Below are 19,519 nucleotides of genomic sequence, written 5' to 3'. Positions count from 1 at the left end.
CACTGCTGGTCGGGGGCCCGCTCTGTTCAGACGTGACGCTTACGCGTCACCACCGGCCGCGCCCGGGTCGGCCGCGGCCACGTCCAGGAGCTGGTAGCGGTCGATGGCCTGCTTCAGGGCCGAGCGGTCGATCTTGCCTTCCTTGGCGAGCTCGGTGAGCACCGCCAGGACGACCGACTGCGCGTCGATGTGGAAGAAGCGACGGGCCGCGCCACGCGTGTCCGCGAAGCCGAAGCCGTCCGCGCCCAGGGACTGGTACGTGCCGGGCACCCAGCGCGAGATCTGGTCCGGAACCGCCCGCATCCAGTCGGACACGGCCACCTTCGGGCCCTCGGCGCCGGCGAGCTTGCTCGTCACGTACGGGACGCGCTGGTCCTCCTCGGGGTGGAGGAGGTTGTGCTCCTCCACCGCGATGGCGTCGCGGCGCAGCTCGTTCCAGGAGGTCGCCGACCAGACGTCCGCCTTGACGTTCCACTCCTCGGCGAGGATGCGCTGGGCCTCGATGGCCCACGGCACGGCCACACCGGAGGCGAGGATCTGCGCCGGGATGGCGCCCGCCTCGCCCTGCTTGAAGCGGTACAGACCCTTGAGGATGCCCTCGGCGTCCACGTTCTCCGGCTCGGCCGGGTGCTGGATCGGCTCGTTGTAGACGGTGAGGTAGTAGAAGATGTCTTCCGCGTTCTCGCCGTACATACGACGCAGACCGTCCTGGACGATGTGCGCGATCTCGAAGCCGAACGCCGGGTCGTACGCGACGACGCCCGGGTTGGTCGAGGCCAGCAGGTGCGAGTGGCCGTCGGCGTGCTGCAGGCCCTCACCGGTCAGGGTGGTGCGACCGGCGGTGGCGCCGAGGACGAAGCCTCGGGCCAGCTGGTCGGCCATCTGCCAGAACTGGTCGCCGGTGCGCTGGAACCCGAACATCGAGTAGAAGACGTAGATCGGGATCAGCGGCTCGCCGTGTGTGGCGTAGGCGGAGCCGGCGGCGATCAGCGAGGCGGTGCAGCCCGCCTCGGAGATGCCGTCGTGCAGCATCTGACCGGTCGGGGACTCCTTGTACGCCAGCAGCAGCTCGCGGTCCACGGCCTCGTACTGCTGGCCCAGCGGGTTGTAGATCTTCGCCGACGGGAACAGCGAGTCCATGCCGAAGGTGCGGTACTCGTCGGGGGCGATCGGCACGAAGCGCTTGCCGATCTCCTTGTCCCGCATGAGGTCCTTGAGCAGGCGGACGAAGGCCATGGTGGTGGCGATCGACTGCTGGCCGGAGCCCTTCTTGGTGGGCGCGTAGGCCTTCTCGCCCGGCAGGACGAGCGGCTTGGAGCGGTCCACACGGGTCGGTACGTAGCCGCCCAGCGACTTGCGCCGGTCGTGCATGTACTGGATCTCCTCCGAGTCGCGACCCGGGTGGTAGTACGGCGGCAGGCCGGACTCCAGCTCCTTGTCGGCGACCGGGATGTGGAGACGGTCACGGAAGCGCTTGAGGTCCTCGACCGTGAGCTTCTTCATCTGGTGGGTCGCGTTGCGGCCCTCGAAGTTCGGGCCGAGCGTCCAGCCCTTGACCGTCTGGGCCAGGATCACGGTCGGCTGGCCCTTGTGGGCCTTGGCCGCCGCGTAGGCCGCGAAGATCTTCTTGTGGTCGTGACCGCCACGGCCCAGGTGCAGGATCTGGTCGTCGGTCATGTTCTCGACCATCTTCCGCAGACGCTGGTCGTCGCCGAAGAAGTGGTCACGGATGTACGCACCGGTCTCGGTGGCGTACGTCTGGAACTGACCGTCGGGGGTGCTGTTGAGCTTGTTGACCAGGATGCCGTCGCGGTCCTGGGCCAGCAGCGGGTCCCAGGAGCGGTCCCACACCAGCTTGATCACGTTCCAGCCGGCGCCGCGGAACTGCGACTCCAGCTCCTGCATGATCTTGCCGTTGCCGCGGACCGGGCCGTCGAGGCGCTGCAGGTTGCAGTTGACGACGAAGGTCAGGTTGTCCAGACCCTCGCGAGCGGCCAGGGACAGCTGGCCGAGCGACTCGGGCTCGTCCATCTCGCCGTCGCCCAGGAACGCCCAAACGTGGGACTTGGAGGTGTCGGCGATGCCGCGCGCCTCCATGTAGCGGTTCATGCGGGCCTGGTAGATCGCGCCGAGGGGGCCGAGGCCCATCGAGACGGTCGGGAACTCCCAGAAGTCCGGCATCAGGCGCGGGTGCGGGTAGCTGGACAGGCCGTAGGGCGCCTTGGACTTCTCCTGGCGGAAGGCGTCCAGCTGCTGCTCGGACAGTCGGTCGAGCAGGAACGCACGGGCGTACACACCGGGGGAGGCGTGGCCCTGGAAGAAGATCTGGTCGCCGCCGTCGCCCTCGTCCTTGCCCCGGAAGAAGTGGTTGAAGCCCACGTCGTACAGGGAGGCGGAGGAGGCGAAGGTGGCGATGTGGCCGCCGACGCCGATGCCCGGGCGCTGCGCGCGCGAGACCATGACGGCCGCGTTCCACCGGGTCGCGTTAAGGATCTTGCGCTCGATCTCCTCGTTGCCGGGGAAGAACGGCTCGTCCTTGGTCGCGATGGTGTTGACGTAGTCCGTGCTGCGCATCTCGGGCACGGCCACGCGCTTCTCGCGAGCCCGCTCGATCAGGCGAAGCATGAGGTAGCGGGCACGTTCCCGGCCTCGCTCATCGACGGCTGCGTCGAGCGAGTCGAGCCATTCCTGGGTCTCTTCGGGATCGAAGTCCGGGACCTGGCTGGGAAGGCCGCCAATGATGATCGGGTTGCGATCGGATCCGGAAGCCACGCTGTTCCTTCGCTGTTCGGGGCGTGTCGTGCTCTGCACGCGGGTCATGCTGCGCACGCGGGTCAATTACTTCTCTGCTGTTATGTCGCGCCGGCTCCCATCGTGGACCGCGGCGGCGGAAACGTCATCTCTACTGAGCGGTAACCACCACTCACGAGACGAAGCGTCGAAGGTAGGCCGTTGGGGGCGGCCAAATCGCAACCTTACGCCCCCATAGAGGGTCCCTCGCGTACGGCCGTTCGGGCCCGGTTCCCGTAATCGCACGGAGTAACTTCGCAAACCCGACGGAACGCTGTGTCGTGAATCACTTGGGCCTGCTGCCTGATGGTTGGAGTTGCCATGAGACGTCCGCGTCCGTCAACGTTTCGGCGGGCCCGATGGCCGGGTACTTGCGCGATCGGTCCGTCACGTGTGGACTACGCCCAATGCCTCGCGCACGCGGGGACCACAAGAACATTTCTCGAAAGATGACAGGAGGCAATCCGTGAGCGCGACCGCGGGCCACGCGGAGGAGCGGACCAACCCTGCCGCCAGGCTGGGTTTCCAGCCCGGGCAGGTGGTCCAGGAGATCGGCTACGACGACGATGTCGATCAGGAGCTCCGCGAGGCCATTGAGGAGATCACCGGCCAGGACCTCGTCGACGAGGACTACGACGACGTCGCAGACGCCGTGGTGCTCTGGTTCCGCGACGAGGACGGCGACCTGACGGACGCGCTGGTGGACGCCATCGGTCTGCTCGAGGACGGCGGCGTCATCTGGCTGCTGATCCCCAAGACCGGCCGTGACGGCTACGTCGAGCCGAGCGACGTCAGCGAGGCGGCGCAGACCGCCGGGCTGAGCCAGACCAAGAGCGTCAGCGTGGCCAAGGACTGGTCCGGCGCCCGTCTGGTCGCCCCCAAGCGCTGACCGACGGCGGCCCCACGCCGCAGCCGAAAACCGCCTCCGCGCCCCCCGCAGTCCGACTGCCGGGGGGCGCGGTGCGTTGCGCGCCGGGCGCAGTGACACACTGGGCGCCTACCCGCGCCGGCGGGCGGGGCCGTACGCGCCCCCGGGCGCCGGCTCCCGTCGAGAGAGGGATGCGAACCATGGCAATCGTCGTAGGCGACAAGGCTCCGGACTTCGAGCTGAAGAACCAGCACGGCGAGACCGTACGGCTCTCGGACTTCCACGGTGAGAAGAACGTCGTTCTGCTCTTCTACCCCTTCGCCTTCACCGGTGTGTGCACCGGCGAGCTCTGCGCCCTGCGCGACGAGCTGCCGCAGTTCGCCAACGACGACGTCCAGCTGCTGGCCGTCTCCAGCGACTCGCCCTTCTCCCTGCGCGTCTTCGCCGAGCAGGAGGGCCTCGAGTACCCGCTGCTGTCGGACTTCTGGCCGCACGGCGAGGCCGGCCGCGCCTACGGCGTCTTCGACGAGGAGAAGGGCTGCTCGGTCCGCGGCACCTTCATCATCGACAAGGAGGGCGTCGTCCGCTGGACGATCGTCAACGGTCTGCCCGACGCGCGTGACCTGAACGAGTACACCAAGGCGCTGGCCGCTCTCTGAGCGACTCGCGGGGCGCCCGGGGTACGCAACCCCGGCGGGCGCCGCGGACGTCCTTCGCGCAAGAGCCTGTAATCGGTGGGAACCGGTCACTAGGATCAAAACGTTGATCGGATGCCATCGCACAACCGGGGGCACGGGTCCGGCCTGGCCCCTCGAACCAATGGAGGACTCGTGGGAGTCAGTCTCAGCAAGGGCGGCAACGTCTCGCTGACCAAGGCGGCCCCGAACCTGACCGCGGTCGTCGTCGGTCTCGGCTGGGACGCCCGTACCACCACCGGTACGGACTTCGACCTGGACGCCAGCGCCCTGCTGACGAACGACCAGGGGAAGGTCGCCAACGACCAGAACTTCGTCTTCTTCAACAACCTCAAGAGCCCCGACGGCTCCGTCGAGCACCAGGGTGACAACCTCACCGGTGAGGGCGAGGGCGACGACGAGGTCATCAAGGTCAACCTGGCCGGTGTCCCGGCGGACGTCCACAAGATCGTGTTCCCGGTCTCCATCTACGAGGCCGAGTCCCGTCAGCAGAGCTTCGGCCAGGTCCGCAACGCCTACATCCGCGTCGTGAACCAGGCCGACAACACCGAGCTGGCCCGCTACGACCTCAGCGAGGACGCCTCGACCGAGACCGCCATGGTCTTCGGCGAGCTGTACCGCAACGGCGCCGAGTGGAAGTTCCGCGCCATCGGCCAGGGCTACGCCTCGGGCCTGCGCGGCATCGCGCAGGACTTCGGCGTCAACGTCTGACGGCCTGAGACGGTCTGAGACGTCTGAGAGGCGTCAACGTCCGACGGTCCGACAATCGTCCGACCGTCGCACGCGAGCTGTTCGTCCGGCGCCGCACACCCTTCGGGGAGTGCGGCGCCGGACGCGCACGGGCGAATCGTCTGAACTCGGGGAGGAAGCAAGATCATGGGTGTCACGCTCGCCAAGGGAGGCAATGTCTCCCTCTCCAAAGCCGCGCCGAACCTCACCAACGTGACCGTGGGCCTCGGCTGGGACGCGCGCTCCACCACGGGAGCCCCCTTCGACCTGGACGCCAGCGCGCTGTTGTGCGCCGCGGGCCGGGTGCTGGGAGACGAGTACTTCGTCTTCTACAACAACCTCAAGAGTCCCGAGGGCTCCGTCGAACACACGGGTGACAATCTCACCGGTGAGGGGGACGGCGACGACGAGTCGATCCTGGTGGACCTCGGCAAGGTGCCCGCCGTGTGCGACAAGATCGTATTCCCGGTCTCCATTCACGAGGCCGATGTGCGCGGGCAGAGCTTCGGCCAGGTCAGCAACGCCTACATCCGTGTGGTCAACCAGGCCGACGGCAGTGAACTGGCCCGCTACGACCTGAGCGAGGACGCCTCCAGCGAGACCGCGATGATCTTCGGCGAGGTCTACCGGTACGGGGGCGAGTGGAAGTTCCGCGCGGTCGGTCAGGGGTACGCGTCGGGCTTGCGGGGCATCGCCCTAGACTTCGGGGTCAACGTTTCGTAAAGCCGCGTCCGCGCGGTCATCCCGAACAGCGAAGGATTGGGTAGCCAGTGCTCCTGAAAACCTTTGGTTGGTCGTTCGCCATCACGGCGGCCGGTCTGGCCTTGGCCGGCGTTCTCTGGGGGTGGCAGGGGCTGGCGATCGTCGCGATCCTCTCCGTCCTGGAGATCTCGCTCTCGTTCGACAATGCGGTGATCAACGCCGGAATCCTCCGGAAGATGAACGCCTTCTGGCAGAAGATCTTTCTGACGGTCGGTATTCTCATCGCCGTCTTCGGCATGCGGCTGGTCTTCCCCATTGTCATCGTCGCGATCACGGCGAAGCTCGGCCCGCTCGAGGCCGTCGATCTCGCGATCAACGACAAGGCGCGCTACGAGGAACTGGTCACCGCCGCCCACCCGGCCATCGCCGCCTTCGGTGGAATGTTCCTGCTGATGATCTTCCTGGACTTCATCTTCGAGGACCGGGACATCAAGTGGCTGGCGTGGCTGGAGAAGCCGCTGGCCCGGCTGGGCAAGCTCGAGACGCTCTCCACGGTCGTCGCGCTGGTCGTCCTGCTCATCACCGCCACCACCCTCGCCACGGCCGTTCCGGTCCACGACGGCGTGGGCACGGTCGACAAGGCCACCACGGTGCTGCTGGCCGGCATCGGCGGCCTGGTGACCTACCTGATCGTCGGCGGCATCTCCGGCTTCTTCGAGGACCGTCTGGAGCAGGAGGAGGAAGAGGCCGAGGAGGAGGCCGAGAAGGCGTCCGCCAAGGGCGGCCCCTCGGTCGTCGGACTGGCGGGCAAGGCCGCGTTCTTCCTGTTCCTCTACCTCGAGGTCATCGACGCGTCCTTCTCCTTCGACGGCGTCATCGGCGCCTTCGCCATCACCAACGACATCTTCGTCATGGCGCTGGGCCTGGGCATCGGCGCGATGTACATCCGTTCGCTGACGGTCTTCCTGGTCCGCAAGGGGACCCTGGACGACTACGTCTACCTCGAGCACGGCGCGCACTACGCCATCGGCGCGCTGGCCGTCATCCTGCTGATCACCATCAAGCACGAGATCAGCGAGGTCGTCACCGGTCTGATCGGTGTTGTGCTGATCGGTCTGTCGTTCTGGTCCTCCGTGGTGCGCAACCGCAAGGAGGCGGGCCCGGGCGACGGCTCCGGCGCGAAGGCCGAGGTCTCCTCCGGGGTGTGACCCCGGCACATTTGAGGAACGCTCTCACCGGGGCGGTCGCGAGGATCAACCTCACGGCCGCCCCGTGGCATGTGTGCTGCTCATGTGGGGGTTTTCGGCAATGTCGGTATGGGAGAAGCTCTTCGGCAACTGGGGAGGCGCCGCCGCGCGCCAGTTCGACGCCGGCGGTTCCAACGGCTCGGTCGAGCTGACCAGGCGGCATCCCACGTTCTCGCTGACCAAGCAGGGTGCCGCCACCGGGAACCTGCGGGTCAACCTGTCCTGGCGGATGCGCACCTCGGACTTCGGCGAGCGGCCCTCCGGCGGCTCGGGCCTGTCCGCGCTGCGGCACCCGCTGCGCAAGTTCACGCCGCAGGTGGTGCAGGCGCAGGGGCCGGCCATGGTCGACGTCGACCTGGACCTCGCCTGTATGTACGAGCTGCAGGACGGGTCCAAGGGCGTAGTCCAGCCGCTCGGCAACATACTGGGCAGCGTCAACTCGCCGCCGTATGTTCAGCTCAGCGGCGACGACCGGTTCGGCTCGGGGTCGGGCGAGACGATCTACATCAACATGGACCACCGCGACGACTTCAAGCGGTTGCTGATCTTCGTCTACATCTACGACGGCACACCGGCGTTCGACCGTACACACGCGACGGTGACGCTCTATCCCGGCAACGGCCCCCGGCTCGAGGTCGCGCTGCACGAGCGCGCCCCCGAGGCGCGGTCGTGCGCCGTGGTGCTGATCGAGAACGTCAAGGGCGAGATCCTCGTGCGGCGGGAGATGAAGTACGTCTACGGCTTCCAGTCCGAGCTGGACCGGCTCTACGGCTGGGGGCTGCAGTGGGGGCGTGGGTACAAGACGAAGGTCTGACCCGCGGCCGTGAGTCCGGGCCCGGGCGGCCGATGGGCTCAGCGGCCTACGGGCCCGGGCGGCCGCCGGACTCGGCGGTCGCCGGGCTCAGCGGCTGACGGGCTCAGCGGTCGGGCTGGAACTGCGGGCCCTGCGGGGGCAGCCGGAAGGCCGGGTCGGGCACGGGTCGCTGCGGCGGGTAGCCGTAGGAGGGCTGGGGCGTGCCGTGCTGGGGGTAGCCGTACGACGGCTGGGCCGCAGGGACCGCCGGGGCCGGCGGGTACTGCGGCGGGTAGCCGTACGACGGCTGCGGCGGGACCGTGGGCGGTGCCGGGGGCGGCGGCGGATAGGCGTAGCCGGGCGCGGGCGCGGTGGCCGGGGAGCGGCCTCGGGCAGCGGATCGGCGGCGGGCTCCGGGATGGCCGAGGGAGTGCCGGACGCCGGCGTGGAGGCGCCCGCGCCGGCGCCCTCCTCCGACTCGTCCACCGAGATCCCGAACTCCGTGGCCAGCCCGACCAGCCCGGAGGCGTACCCCTGGCCCAGCGCGCGGAACTTCCAGGCGTCGCCGCGCCGGTAGAGCTCGCCGCAGAGCATGGCCGTCTCGTCGCCGGTCTCCGCGGTGACGTCGAAGCGGGCGACGGGGGCGACGTCCGTCGTCCCGGCGGCCGTCCGCGCGGCGTCGTACAGCAGCACGCACAGGTCCCTGACCTGCCCGAAGGAGCCGCCGTCGGCCGAGGCGGCCAGCACCACGCGCGCCACGGAGGGGGCCAGCGCCGTCAGGTCGGCCTCGAGCGAGTCCGTGGCCCCCTCGACCAGCCGCTTCTTGGGCAGGTGCCGGACCAGGCCGGAGGGGTGCCGGGGCTGGTTGTAGAAGACGAAGTCCTCGTCCGAGCGCACGCGGCCGTCGTCGCCGAGCAGCAGGGCGGAGGCGTCCACGTCCGGGACGCCCGGGCCGGGGGTCCAGCGCAGTACGGCCCGTACGGTGGGGGCCTCCAGCGGGATGTTCGACCCCTTCAGCATGGCGTGCGTCATGTCGGCAATCCTGCCCCCTCGTGCGGCCGGCGGACAACGCAGGGCCCCCGGACCTCCTCCGCTTACCGGACGGATCCACGCCCGTCATGAGTTTTTCACGTCCTTGGGGAACTCTTGACCCTCCTCCGGACGTACGATAATCGGCCACACTTCGTGCCGGCCGGCCCGGTGGGAAGGCGTCCAGGCCGCGGCATCCGGGGAGAGCGATGAGGCATTTCGGGCACCTTGCGTCTGCGGTGCGGAATGGGTTGTTCCATAGGGAGCCCGGCGAGTTCACCGCCGACTCCCCCGCCCCCACGCTCGCCGTCGCCCTCGGCGCCACGCTCTACAGCCCCGCCACCCGCCTCACCCTCGCCCGGGACATACACAAACAGGCGCGGCGCGGGGTGGTCTCCATGGTGCTGTGCCTCGAGGACTCCATCGGCGACGCGGACGTCGCCGGCGCGGAGGAGAACCTCGTCCGGCAGTTCACGGAGCTGGCCGCCGCCGGCGACGACCTGCCGCTGCTGTTCGTCCGGGTCCGCGAACCCGCCCAGATCACCGACCTCGTACGGCGTCTGGGCCCCGCCGGGCGGCTGTTGTCCGGATTCGTCCTGCCCAAGTTCACCGAGGAACGCGGCCTTCCCTTCCTCGAGGCGCTCGCCGAGGCCGAAGCCCGGGGCGGCCGACGGCTGTTCGCCATGCCCGTCCTCGAGTCCCCCGAGCTCCTGCACCTGGAGACCCGCACCAACACCCTGACCGGCATCGCCCGCGCCGTCGACAAGTACCGCGACCGGGTGCTGGCGCTACGGCTCGGCGTGACCGACTTCTGCTCGGCGTACGGGCTGCGCCGGGCGCCCGACATGACCGCCTACGACGTCAAGCTCGTCGCCTCCGTCATCGCCGACGTCGTCAACGTGCTGGGCCGCGCCGACGGCAGCGGCTTCACCATCAGCGGCCCGGTCTGGGAGTACTTCCCCCAGCCCGAGCGGATGTTCAAGCCCCAGCTGCGCCGCAGCCCCTTCGCCGGCCCCGCCGAGGCCCTGCGCACCGCGCTCATCGAGCACGACATGGACGGCCTGCTGCGCGAGATCCAGCTCGACCGCGCCAACGGCCTGCAGGGCAAGACCTGCATCCACCCCACGCACGTCGCCCCCGTGCACGCGCTCTCCGTCGTCAGCCACGAGGAGTTCAGCGACGCGCAGGACATCCTGCGGCCGGAACGCGACGGTGGTGGAGTGGTGCGCTCCGCCTACACGAACAAGATGAACGAAGTGAAACCGCACCGGGCCTGGGCCGAGCGGACCATGCGGCGCGCCGAGGTCTTCGGCGTCGCGCGCGAGGACGTCAGCTTCGTCGAGCTGCTGGCGGCGGGATTGCAGGACGTATGAGCGAGGAGAGTTCGCACGTGGTGTGGTCGGGACAGTGGGTCGCGGACCGGCTGGGCGTAGGGCTGGAAGGCGACGCCCGCCTCCCGGAGCTGCTGGGCCTGGCCCTGCGGCGCAATCCGAAACGAGCGCACCTGCTCGTCTCCAACGTGCTGGGCAAGCACGTGCCGGCGTCCCCCGAGACGGTGTACGAGGCCGGCGCCGGCCTCGGCCGCCGCGTACGGGCCCTGCTCGGCGACGCCGACGCCGCACGGGCGGTGGTGCTCGGCTACGCCGAGACGGCCACGGGCCTGGGCCACGCGGTGGCCGACGGCATCGGCCTCGCCCCCTACCTGCACTCGACCCGGCGGGCCGTGCCCGGCGTGCCGTCCGTCGGCGGGTTCGAGGAGGAGCACAGCCACGCCACGTCGCACCTGCTGCTGCCGGAGGACCCGGACTTCTTCGCGGGCGACGGCCCGCTGGTGCTCGTCGACGACGAGTTCTCGACGGGGCGGACGGTACTGAACACGATCGCGGCGCTCCACGCGCGGTTCCCACGGGGGCGGTACGTGGTCGTGGCGCTGGTGGACATGCGGTCCGCCCGGGACCGGGCGGGGCTGGACGAGTTCGCGGCCGGGCTGGGTGCGCGGGTCGATCTGGTCGCGCTGGCGTCCGGCACGGTGTCCTTGCCGGACGGGGTGCTGGAGCGGGGGCAGGAGCTGGTGGCCGAGGCGTCGTCGCCGGCTGCGGGTGCGCTGGTGCCCACCCTCCCCCAGCTACCGCCGGGAGGTGCCCCCATCGCCCTGCGGCACGATTGCCCACCAGCGCGGCGGGTTGAGCTCGGGTGGCCGGTCGGCCTGCCGGATGGCGGCCGCCATGGTTTCACGCCGGAGCACCGGGTGCGGCTGGAGACGGAGTTGCCGGACATGGCGGCCCGTATCCTCTCCGCCCTCCGGCCGGGGGCCCGGCGCGTCCTCCTCCTCGGCACCGAAGAGCTGATGTACGCCCCCCTGCGCCTGGCTCAGGCGCTGCAGGACGCACTTGGCGAGGCGGCCCAGGTTCGTTTCTCCACCACCACTCGCTCCCCCGTGCTGCCCGTCGACGACCCCGGCTACGCCATTCGTTCGCGGATCGCCTTCCCCGCCCCGGAGGGGGCCGGTGAGCGGTATGCCTACAACGTCGCCGGTGCCGGCTTCGACACCGTCGTCGTGGTGACCGACTCCACCGCCGACACCCCCGAACTGCACGTTCCCGGCGGTCTGCTGGACCAGCTGGCCGCGCACGCCCGAAAGGTGCTGCTCGCCGTGATTCCCTCCCACCGTGCCGGAGGCGAACCGCTGCGCGGCCCCGCCTTCTCCTCCTACGCCCCGGACGAGGTCGGCTGGCTGCTGCAGGACCTGTCCGCCGTGGACCTCGAGGCGCCCACCGAGGAGCGGGAGGAGGCGATCCAGAGCGGCGGCGCGCACTACGCCGAGTCGCTGCCGGTGGAGTACCAGCCCAGCGAGCGCTACCAGGCGGCCTACCACGCGGCCCTCGAGGCGTCGGCCGACCGCATGGCGCGCGCGGTGGGTGTCGTCACCGAGACGGTGCTCGCCGAGCGATCGCCCCGCCCGGTCCTGGTCTCGCTCGCCCGCGCCGGGACGCCCGTAGGCGTGCTGATGCGCCGCTGGGCGCGGCACGCGCACGGCCTGGACCTGCCGCACTACGCCGTGTCCATCGTGCGCGGCCGCGGCATCGACCCCAACGCCCTGCGCTGGATCGCCGCCCACCACGACCCGGCCGACGTCGTCTTCGTCGACGGCTGGACCGGCAAGGGCGCCATCACCCGCGAGCTGGCCCAGGCCTTCGAGGGCGCCGGCGCGCCCGCCGGGTTCGACCCGCGGCTGGCGGTCCTCGCCGACCCCGGGCACTGCGTGGACACCTACGGCACCCGCGACGACTTCCTCATCCCCTCGGCCTGCCTGAACTCCACCGTCTCCGGCCTCGTCTCGCGCACGGTCCTGCGCGCCGACCTCGTCGGGCCGCGCGACTTCCACGGCGCGAAGTTCTACCGCGAGCTGGCCGGCGCCGACGTCTCCCGAACCTTCCTCGACACCGTCTCGGCGCGCTTCGGCGAGGCCGAGGAGGCCGTCGCCCGCGAGGCCAAGGAGCTCGCCGCCGCCGACCGCACGCCCACGTGGGCGGGCTGGGCGGCCGTCGAGCGGATCAGCGCGGAGTACGGCATCGACGACGTCAACCTCGTCAAGCCGGGCGTGGGGGAGACCACGCGCGTCCTGCTGCGGCGCATCCCCTGGAAGATCCTCGCCCGGCGCGGCACCGGCGCCGACCTGGACCACGTCCGCCTGCTCGCGGAGCAGCGAGGCGTCCCCGTCGAGGAGGTGGACGGCCTGCCCTACAGCTGCGTCGGCCTGATCCACCCCCGCTACACCCGCGGTGCCACCGGCACCGACGGCAAGGCGGTGGCCGCCAAGTGACCACGGCCTCCCGTGTCCTGGTCGCCAGCGACCTCGACCGCACCCTGATCTACTCCACCGCCGCGCTGGCCCTGTCCATGCCGGACGGCCAGGCGCCCCGCCTGCTCTGCGTCGAGACCTACGAGCAGAAGCCGCTCTCCTACATGACGGAGGACGCGGCCGCCGCGCTCGCCGAACTGGCCGGCGCGGTGACGTTCGTCCCCACCACCACCCGCACGCGCGAGCAGTACGAACGCATCCGGCTGCCCGGGCCCGCGCCCGAGTTCGCCATCTGCGCCAACGGCGGCGAGCTGTTGGTGCGCGGCGAGCCCGACGCCGGCTGGCGGGAGCGGGTGCGGCGCACGCTGGCCGCCGAGTGCGCCGGCCTCGACGAGGTCCACGCGCGCATGGTGCGCACCGCCGACCCCCGGTGGCTGCTCAAGGCGCGTACGGCGGCGGACCTCTTCTCCTACCTCGTCGTCGACCGGCCGCTGCTGCCGGAGGGATGGGTGACGGAGCTGACGGAGTGGGCCGCAGAGCGCGGCTGGACGGTCTCGCTGCAGGGCCGCAAGATCTACGCCGTGCCGGGCCCGCTGACGAAGAGCGCGGCGGTCGCCGAGGTGGCCCGCCGCACGGGCGCCGACGAGGTCCTGGCCGCCGGCGACTCGCTGCTGGACGCCGACCTGCTCCTGGCCGCCGGCCGGGGCTGGCGCCCGGGCCACGGCGAGCTGGCGGACGCGGGCTGGAACGCACCGCACGTCACCGCGCTCACGACGCGCGGGGTGGCGGCGGGGGAGGAGATCGTCCGGGCCTTCGCCCGCGCGGCGGGGGTCGCGGCAGAGGTCTCGTAAACCCGCGCCCGGGGCCCGTAGGCTCGTCGACCGGTAGCCGCATCCGGTGCTGACAGACCCAGGAGACCCCGTGGCCGAGACCAAGAGCGCTCCGCTCACCCCCGAGCTGTACGCGTACGTCCTCGCGCACAACCCCCCGCTCGACCCGGTGCGGCGCGCCCTGGTCGAGTCCACCCACACCCTCTTCCCCCGCGACGCGCTCAAGCAGGTGGCCGAGGAGCAGGCGCCGCTGCTGGCCTTCCTCGTACGCCTCACCGGCGCCCGGCACGTCGTGGAGGTCGGCACCTTCACCGGCCTGTCGGCGCTGTCCATGGCCCAGGCGCTGCCCGAGGACGGGCGGCTGATCACCCTCGACATCTCCGAGGAGTGGACGGCCCACGCCCGCGCGGCGTGGGCCGAGGCCGGCGTCGCCGACCGTATCGACCTGCGCATCGCGCCCGCCCTGGACTCGCTGCGCGCCCTGCCCGCCGAGCCGCACATCGATCTGGCCTTCATCGACGCCAACAAGGACGGCTACATCGACTACTGGGAGGAGATCGTGCCCCGGCTGCGGCCGGGCGGGCTGATCGTCGTGGACAACGTCCTGTTCATGGGCCAGGTCGTCGACCCGGCCGTCACCGGCGGCCCGGGCGCCCACATCAGGGAGTTCAACGCGCACGTGGCGGCGGACCGGCGCACGGAGGCGGTCATGCTCACCGTCGCGGACGGCCTGACACTGGCCCGCCGGACCGGCTGAGCCCCCCGCACGGTCGGCGCGGCCGGCGCTCTCAGCGCGCCGCGCCGCCGCGCTCCTCGCGGATCTCGCGCACGACGTCCGCGACGGCCCGCCGGACCGCCTCGGTCTCCGTCAGGAAGTGCCACCAGTCCGGATGACGCCCCTCCAGGGCGCCTACCGCCCGCTCCAGGCGGGCCACCGAGTCGTCGAGCGGGCGGGCGTGCCGGGGATCGGGCGTGCTGCGCCCGGCCATCGCCAGGCGCTGGGCGTCGCGGAGGGCGAAGCGGGTGCGCTCGACCTCCTTCTCGTGGTCGAACGACACCTCGTCCAGCCGCCGCAGCCGGTCGCCGGCCGCCGAGACGGCCTCGTCGGTGGTGTTGAGCAGCGCCCGTACGGTGGCCAGGAGGGCCGTGGCGTCCGGCCAGCGCTGCTCGTCGCGGGCCGTGCGGGCCTCGCCCAGCTTCTCCTCCGCCCGGGCGACGGCCCGCTCCGCCTCCTGCGGCACCTGCTGCAGGTCCTGCCAGCAGGCGGCGCTGTAGCGGCGGCGCAGCTCGCTGAGGACCGGGGCCACGCCCGCGGCCCGGGTGGCCAGCGCCTGGGCGCGGGTGCGCAGCGAGACGAGCCGCTTGTCGATCTCCGCCGCGCGCTTGGGCAGCTGTTCGGCCTCGCCGCGGATCGCCTCGGCCTCCCGCTGCACTCTTTCAGCACGCTGGACGGTCTCCCGTACGCCGTGCTGTCCGGCGCCCTGGTTGAGCTTGGTCAGGTCGGGGGCGAGCGCCGCGAGCCGGGCGGCCAGGTCGTCGGCGCGCAGTCCGCCCGACCGGGCCGCGTCCAGCGCCTCAGTGGCCGCGAGCAGCCCCTGCCGGGCGCGCTCCACGGCGGGCGCGAGCTGCGCCAGCTGGTTCTCGGCCCGGGTCAGCAGCGAGCCCAGGCTCTGCGCGAACCGGTCGAGTTCGGCCTTGACCTTCTGGAGCTCCTCCCGAGCCCGGGTCAGCTCCGTACGGGCCCGCTGGGCGGCCGAGGCCTCGAGGCCGTCACGGTCCAGGTCGAGGGAGTCGACGGCGCCGATGTACGTCGCGGAGACCTCGTCTATGCGCCGCCCGAGCGCCTCGAAGTCGGCGGCCGCCTTGCGGGCGGCGGGCGAGGAGTCGGCGGCCGTGATCGTCTCGATGGAGATCCGCAGGTCACGCTGGGCGGTGTCCAGCTCGTAGAACGCCGCCGCGGCCGCGTCCTTGGCGGCCTGCGCCTCCGCACGCTGGCTCTCGCCGCGTCCCCAGCCCCAGCGGCGGGTGCCGCCCCCGGGGAAGGCGGCGGGCGCGGCGGCCGCCGCGACGGCCAGCAGGGGCAGGGGCAGCAGGACGAGCGCGAGGGCCTCGCGGGCCGCAGTCGTCACCGTACGTGCGAACGTCGCCGTCACCTTGCCCACTCCCGATGGATCACCCAGGCCGGGTGCCATTCTCCCATCCACCGGGGGCGGACACACGGGCCGGTCAGCCCGCGGTGCGCACCTCGATGGCGCCGTTGCCGCTGTGCGCGATCACCTCGTGGCGGCTGGCGTCGTCACGGGGGACGTCCACGCTCACGCTGCCGTTGCCCGCCTTGGCGTCGACCTTGTAGGGGGCGCGGGGGAGGGTGATGCGGGTGGCGCCGTTGCTCGCGGTGGTGCGCACCTCGTCGGGCACCCGGTCCAGCCCGATGCGGACCTGGCCGTTGGAGGTGCTGGCCTTCACCTTCGACGCCCGCAGCCCCTCGGCGGTGATCGCCCCGTTGGAAGTCCTCAGCTCCACCGCGCCCTTGGCGTCGCGGACGTCGACGGCGCCGTTGCTCGTACGGACCGTGAGGGCCGTCTCGAAGCCCCGGGCCTTGATCTCGCCGTTGCCGCCCTTGACGGTCACCGCGACGCCCCGCGGCACCTCGATCTTGTGCTTGGCCTCGCAGTCCACGCTCAGGCCCCGGCACTTCATCCGCAGCTTCAGCATGTCGCCGCCCTCCATCTCCCAGCTCACCCCGGTCTCGCCGCCCACCGACCAGCCGTCGAACCACCGGGTGACCTGCACGTCCTTGCCGTTCCCGGAGGCCGGTACGAGCTCGATGGCGGAGTTGTCGGTGTCCACGGTCAGCTCACGGCCGGCGAGGGCGAACGCCTTGTGCTCGGGGGTCGCCTCGTCGGCGTCGGCCGTACCGCATCCGGTGAGGGCGACGGCGGCGACCAGGACCCCGCCGGCGAGGGCTGACAGGCGGGCGACGCGGCGGGCGCGGGGAAGCATGAAGGTCTCCGTTTCGGCTGGTGGCGCGGGCAGCGACTGCCTGCGCGGCGAGCCTATGCGCGGCGGTGGCCGCTCCGGGATCCCACCTGCTACCGCTTCTGGGGTGGGGTTAACCCCCGTACCGGGCGGTCAGGGCCTTTCCTGGTTTGCCGGGACCTGGGGAGGGCCATGTAGGCTGTGCTGTCGTGCCGGGGCGCATAGCTCAGCGGTAGAGCGCCGCTCTTACAAAGCGGATGTCGGCGGTTCAAATCCGTCTGTGCCCACCAGTACGAAGGCCCCCAGTCGATCGCGGCTGGGGGCCTTCGGCGTTCGCGGGCGGTGTGTCCATGCGGAAGGTCCCTTCGCCGGGTGGCGGAGGGGCCTTCCGTGCCCGTCGGATGGGCCGGCGTCGCTTATGAGCGGGCCGGGGCCGTGCGTCTGCGCTGGAGCTGCCAGAGGCCGCCGGTGATGGAGAAGAGGATCACCGACAGGGCGATGAGTACGGCCCGGGGGCCGGTGCGGTCGTGGAGGACGACCGCGCCGGTCGCCGTCACCAGTCCGGTTAGGGCCGCGATCGCGGCCAGTAGGGAACGGCCGCCCGTCGACGCGCGCTGTTCCATGTGCACCCTCCCTGCTCCGGCTGTCGCCGGCCCGTCTGCTCTCGCACGGCTGGGCCGGCTCCGTCCGGTGTTCCCGGGCGGGAGGCCCAGCCGGTTGACCATCATATGTTCCTGACGGTACGCCAGTTGCCCGGTGGGGCGGGGGAGTCAGCGTGGCTCGAGGAGGTCCCAGCGGTTGCCGTAGAGGTCCTGGAAGACGGCGACGGTGCCGTAGGGCTCGTGGCGGGGCTGCTCAATGAAGTGGACGCCTGCGGTCCGCATTCGGGCGTGGTCGCGCGCGAAGTCGTCCGTGTACAGGAAGAACCCGACCCGGCCGCCGGTCTGGTCGCCGACGCGGGCCTCCTGCGCGGCGTCCGCGGCACGGGCCAGCAGCATGCCCGACTCGCGCGATCCCGGTGGGGCGATCACGACCCAGCGCTTTCCGTCGCCCAGGGGAGTGTCCTCCCGGAGCTCGAAGCCGACGGCGTCCACGTAGAAGGCGATGGCCTCGTCGTAGTCGCGCACGACGAGGGTCACCAGGGCGAGATGTGGCATGTGCGGATCATCCCGCATCGGCGCCGGCCCTGCCCCAGCGGCCCCCGCCGGTCCGCGTCAGCCCGCGACGGCCTCGTACAGGCTGAAGCCGGCCAGCGCCAGCATCACCAGCGCCGCCACCTTCGTGATCAGCTTCAGCGGTACGTACCGCATGAGCGTCTTCCCGCCCACGATGCCCAGGGCCGCCACCGCCCACAGGGCCAGCACGGCGCCCACGCCGACGGAGACGGGGTCGTCGTAGCGGGCGGCGAGGTTGGCGGTCATGATCTGGGTGAGGTCGCCGAACTCGGCGACCAGGATCAGCATGAAGCCGGCGCCGGAGACCTTCCAGAAGGACTGGTCGGCGGGCTTCCTCGGCTCCTCCTCGTCGTCGTCCTTCTTCAGCAGCAGCATCGCCGCGCCCGCGAGGAAGAGCACGCCGACCACGGCCTGGACGAGCCGGTGGGGCAGGAGGGTCAGCACGCTGCCGGCCGCGATGGCGAGGGAGACGTGGACGAGGAAGGCCGCCGCGACGCCGGCGAAGACGTAGGAGGCGCGGTAGCGGGTGCCGAGCATCAGGCCGGCCAGGGCCGTCTTGTCGGGCAGCTCGGCCAGGAAGACGACGCCGAAGACCAGGGCGGCGACGGTGAGACTGAACACGGGGTGGATTCCTCTGTCGGTGGGGACGGCCGCACCGAAACAGTGACCTGTTGAATCAGGGGTCGCTTCGGCACGGCAGCGTCGTGGACACTGCGGCCGAAGGTCTCGCTGGCCCCGGCGCGGTGTCCGAGGCCTCCGGGCGCCGGCTGAGACGGAACTCAGCAGTATGTCGACGGTCCGGCGAAGAGCTACTCCCCTTCTGCTCCCCTCAGGATACGGGACGGTCCCCGCGGTACAGCAGGCCGCGGGCGACCAGCTCCAGCACGACCGCCACCGCCACCGCCTGCACCATCAGCAGCGCGACCAGCACGAACAGCTGCACCACGCCCGCCTGCACGGGGGTGGCGCCGCCCAGCAGCATCCCCACGAACGCCCCGGGCAGCGTGACCAGCCCCACAGTCCGGGTCTGGTCCAGCCCCGGCAGCAGCGCGTCGGAGGCGGCCGGACGGGCGATCTCCAGGCGGGCGTCGCGGGGCGGGAACCCCAGCGCCAGGCCGGCCTCCACCTCGCCGTGGCGCGTGTTCAGCTCGTCGAGGGCGCGGCGGCCGCCCAGGACGGTCGCGGTGAGCGCCCCGCCGATGAGGATGCCGGTCACGGGGATCAGGGCGACGCCCCTGAGCGGTACGAGCCCGGTCAGCAGCAGCGCGAGGACCGTCGGCAGGACGCCCGCGGCGATCGGCGCCGCCGCCCACCACCAGGTGCGGTTGGGCGTGACGCGGCGTCCCGCCGTGCGCACGGCGACGGCGTACATCAGCAGCAGGAAGCCCAGCAGCGCGGGCACCGACCCCACCACCCAGCCGATGAGCGCCGACACCGCGGCCAGCTGGACCGCGGCGCGCAGACCGGCCAGCGCGATCTGGCGGGCGTAGCCGCGCTCGCGGCCGTCGGCGAGGCGGGCGACGGCCGCGACCGCCACCGCGACCGCGAACATGACGGCGAGGACCGCCCCGAGGGTGGCGTCGGCGGGCAGCAGGACGTCGGCGGCGAGCACGCGGCCACCCTACGGGCCGGCCGGCCGACCCCGGTCGAGGCGCTCGGCCTCCGTGACGGCCTCCGTGGTGGGCGGCCGGGCGATCGGGTGGTCGGGTGATCGGCGGCGGGGTGAACACCCGTACGGGGGCGTCCGGCTGGCGCTGTATCAGGAATGGATAGCTCCGGTTCGACCGGAATGGATCCCTCCGAGGCATCTCACGTCGCAGAACCCTTGCCTTGACATGACCGCGTCGTCATCCTGACACGTGGCGACCACCCCCTGTATA

The 19,519-nt window shown here is 71.4% G+C and carries 17 protein-coding genes, 1 tRNA gene and 1 pseudogene; 11 read left to right on the top strand and 8 right to left on the bottom strand.

Going from position 1 to position 19,519, the window contains the following annotated elements:
* Window positions 1-39: 39 nt before the first annotated feature.
* Window positions 40-2,772: a pyruvate dehydrogenase (acetyl-transferring), homodimeric type gene (gene aceE / locus J1792_RS30015; RefSeq protein WP_086568866.1), complete on the bottom strand. Its 2,733-nt coding sequence runs from the start codon at window positions 2,770-2,772 to the stop codon at window positions 40-42.
* A 484-nt stretch (window positions 2,773-3,256) separates the two neighbouring features.
* Here aceE and J1792_RS30010 point away from each other — a divergent pair, with 484 nt between their 5' ends.
* The 6 genes from J1792_RS30010 to J1792_RS29985 all read left to right on the top strand — a co-directional run bounded on the left by J1792_RS30010 (window position 3,257) and on the right by J1792_RS29985 (window position 7,845).
* Window positions 3,257-3,679 (top strand): DUF3052 domain-containing protein, encoded by a 423-nt coding sequence (locus J1792_RS30010; RefSeq protein WP_086568869.1) that lies wholly within the window; start codon window positions 3,257-3,259, stop codon window positions 3,677-3,679.
* Between the two features lie 179 nt (window positions 3,680-3,858).
* On the top strand, window positions 3,859-4,317 hold the full coding sequence (locus J1792_RS30005) for a peroxiredoxin (protein WP_086568871.1): 459 nt from the start codon (window positions 3,859-3,861) through the stop codon (window positions 4,315-4,317).
* 171 nt (window positions 4,318-4,488) lie between these two features.
* On the top strand, window positions 4,489-5,064 hold the full coding sequence (locus J1792_RS30000) for a TerD family protein (RefSeq protein ID WP_086568873.1): 576 nt from the start codon (window positions 4,489-4,491) through the stop codon (window positions 5,062-5,064).
* Between the two features lie 165 nt (window positions 5,065-5,229).
* Window positions 5,230-5,805, top strand: coding sequence for a TerD family protein (locus tag J1792_RS29995; RefSeq protein WP_086568875.1), 576 nt, complete (start codon window positions 5,230-5,232; stop codon window positions 5,803-5,805).
* A 47-nt stretch (window positions 5,806-5,852) separates the two neighbouring features.
* A complete protein-coding gene (locus J1792_RS29990) occupies window positions 5,853-6,992 on the top strand; it encodes a DUF475 domain-containing protein (protein WP_086568877.1) in 1,140 nt (379 codons plus the stop codon).
* A 100-nt stretch (window positions 6,993-7,092) separates the two neighbouring features.
* Window positions 7,093-7,845 (top strand): TerD family protein, encoded by a 753-nt coding sequence (locus J1792_RS29985; protein WP_086568879.1) that lies wholly within the window; start codon window positions 7,093-7,095, stop codon window positions 7,843-7,845.
* A gap of 103 nt (window positions 7,846-7,948) precedes the next feature.
* Here J1792_RS29985 and J1792_RS29980 read toward each other — a convergent pair.
* Window positions 7,949-8,856: pseudogene (locus J1792_RS29980) on the bottom strand (TerD family protein).
* 206 nt (window positions 8,857-9,062) lie between these two features.
* Between J1792_RS29980 and J1792_RS29975 the strand changes: the two are divergent.
* The 4 genes from J1792_RS29975 (at window position 9,063) to J1792_RS29960 (ending at window position 14,242) form a co-directional block, all read left to right on the top strand.
* Complete coding sequence (locus tag J1792_RS29975; RefSeq protein WP_086568883.1) at window positions 9,063-10,226, top strand: HpcH/HpaI aldolase/citrate lyase family protein; 1,164 nt, start codon at window positions 9,063-9,065, stop codon at window positions 10,224-10,226.
* Window positions 10,223-12,676 carry a phosphoribosyltransferase gene (locus J1792_RS29970; protein WP_086568885.1) on the top strand — a complete coding sequence of 818 codons (2,454 nt, stop codon included), beginning with the start codon at window positions 10,223-10,225 and terminating at the stop codon, window positions 12,674-12,676. Before J1792_RS29975 ends, J1792_RS29970 begins: the two co-directional genes overlap by 4 nt.
* A 77-nt stretch (window positions 12,677-12,753) precedes the next feature.
* The gene (locus tag J1792_RS29965) at window positions 12,754-13,506 is read left to right on the top strand and encodes an HAD family hydrolase (protein ID WP_242646897.1); all 753 of its coding nucleotides are present in this window, start codon (window positions 12,754-12,756) and stop codon (window positions 13,504-13,506) included.
* A gap of 70 nt (window positions 13,507-13,576) precedes the next feature.
* Window positions 13,577-14,242, top strand: a complete 666-nt coding sequence (locus J1792_RS29960) for an O-methyltransferase (protein WP_086568887.1) — start codon at window positions 13,577-13,579, stop codon at window positions 14,240-14,242.
* A gap of 31 nt (window positions 14,243-14,273) precedes the next feature.
* On the opposite strand, the gene J1792_RS29955 is transcribed toward J1792_RS29960, so the two are convergent.
* Window positions 14,274-15,677: a coiled-coil domain-containing protein gene (locus J1792_RS29955; protein ID WP_242646812.1), complete on the bottom strand. Its 1,404-nt coding sequence runs from the start codon at window positions 15,675-15,677 to the stop codon at window positions 14,274-14,276.
* A gap of 34 nt (window positions 15,678-15,711) precedes the next feature.
* Window positions 15,712-16,488, bottom strand: coding sequence for a DUF4097 family beta strand repeat-containing protein (locus J1792_RS29950; protein WP_207248598.1), 777 nt, complete (start codon window positions 16,486-16,488; stop codon window positions 15,712-15,714).
* Window positions 16,489-16,679: 191 nt separating this feature from the next.
* On the opposite strand from J1792_RS29950, the gene J1792_RS29945 reads away from it, so the two are divergent.
* A tRNA-Val gene (locus J1792_RS29945) sits at window positions 16,680-16,754 on the top strand.
* Between the two features lie 126 nt (window positions 16,755-16,880).
* On the opposite strand, the gene J1792_RS29940 is transcribed toward J1792_RS29945, so the two are convergent.
* The 4 genes from J1792_RS29940 to J1792_RS29925 all read right to left on the bottom strand — a co-directional run bounded on the left by J1792_RS29940 (window position 16,881) and on the right by J1792_RS29925 (window position 19,191).
* Window positions 16,881-17,087, bottom strand: a complete 207-nt coding sequence (locus J1792_RS29940) for a hypothetical protein (protein ID WP_086568892.1) — start codon at window positions 17,085-17,087, stop codon at window positions 16,881-16,883.
* Between the two features lie 147 nt (window positions 17,088-17,234).
* Window positions 17,235-17,621 carry a VOC family protein gene (locus tag J1792_RS29935; RefSeq protein ID WP_086568894.1) on the bottom strand — a complete coding sequence of 129 codons (387 nt, stop codon included), beginning with the start codon at window positions 17,619-17,621 and terminating at the stop codon, window positions 17,235-17,237.
* Between the two features lie 57 nt (window positions 17,622-17,678).
* A complete protein-coding gene (locus tag J1792_RS29930) occupies window positions 17,679-18,260 on the bottom strand; it encodes a TMEM165/GDT1 family protein (protein ID WP_086568896.1) in 582 nt (193 codons plus the stop codon).
* Window positions 18,261-18,468: 208 nt separating this feature from the next.
* The gene (locus tag J1792_RS29925; protein ID WP_086568909.1) at window positions 18,469-19,191 is read right to left on the bottom strand and encodes an ABC transporter permease; all 723 of its coding nucleotides are present in this window, start codon (window positions 19,189-19,191) and stop codon (window positions 18,469-18,471) included.
* Between the last annotated feature and the right edge of the window lie 328 nt (window positions 19,192-19,519).

The organism is Streptomyces triculaminicus (genome assembly GCF_017349075.1).
Taxonomy (GTDB): domain Bacteria; phylum Actinomycetota; class Actinomycetes; order Streptomycetales; family Streptomycetaceae; genus Streptomyces; species Streptomyces triculaminicus.
The sequence above is the reverse complement of the archived record's forward strand: the minus strand, read 5'-3'. Positions and strand labels throughout refer to the sequence as shown.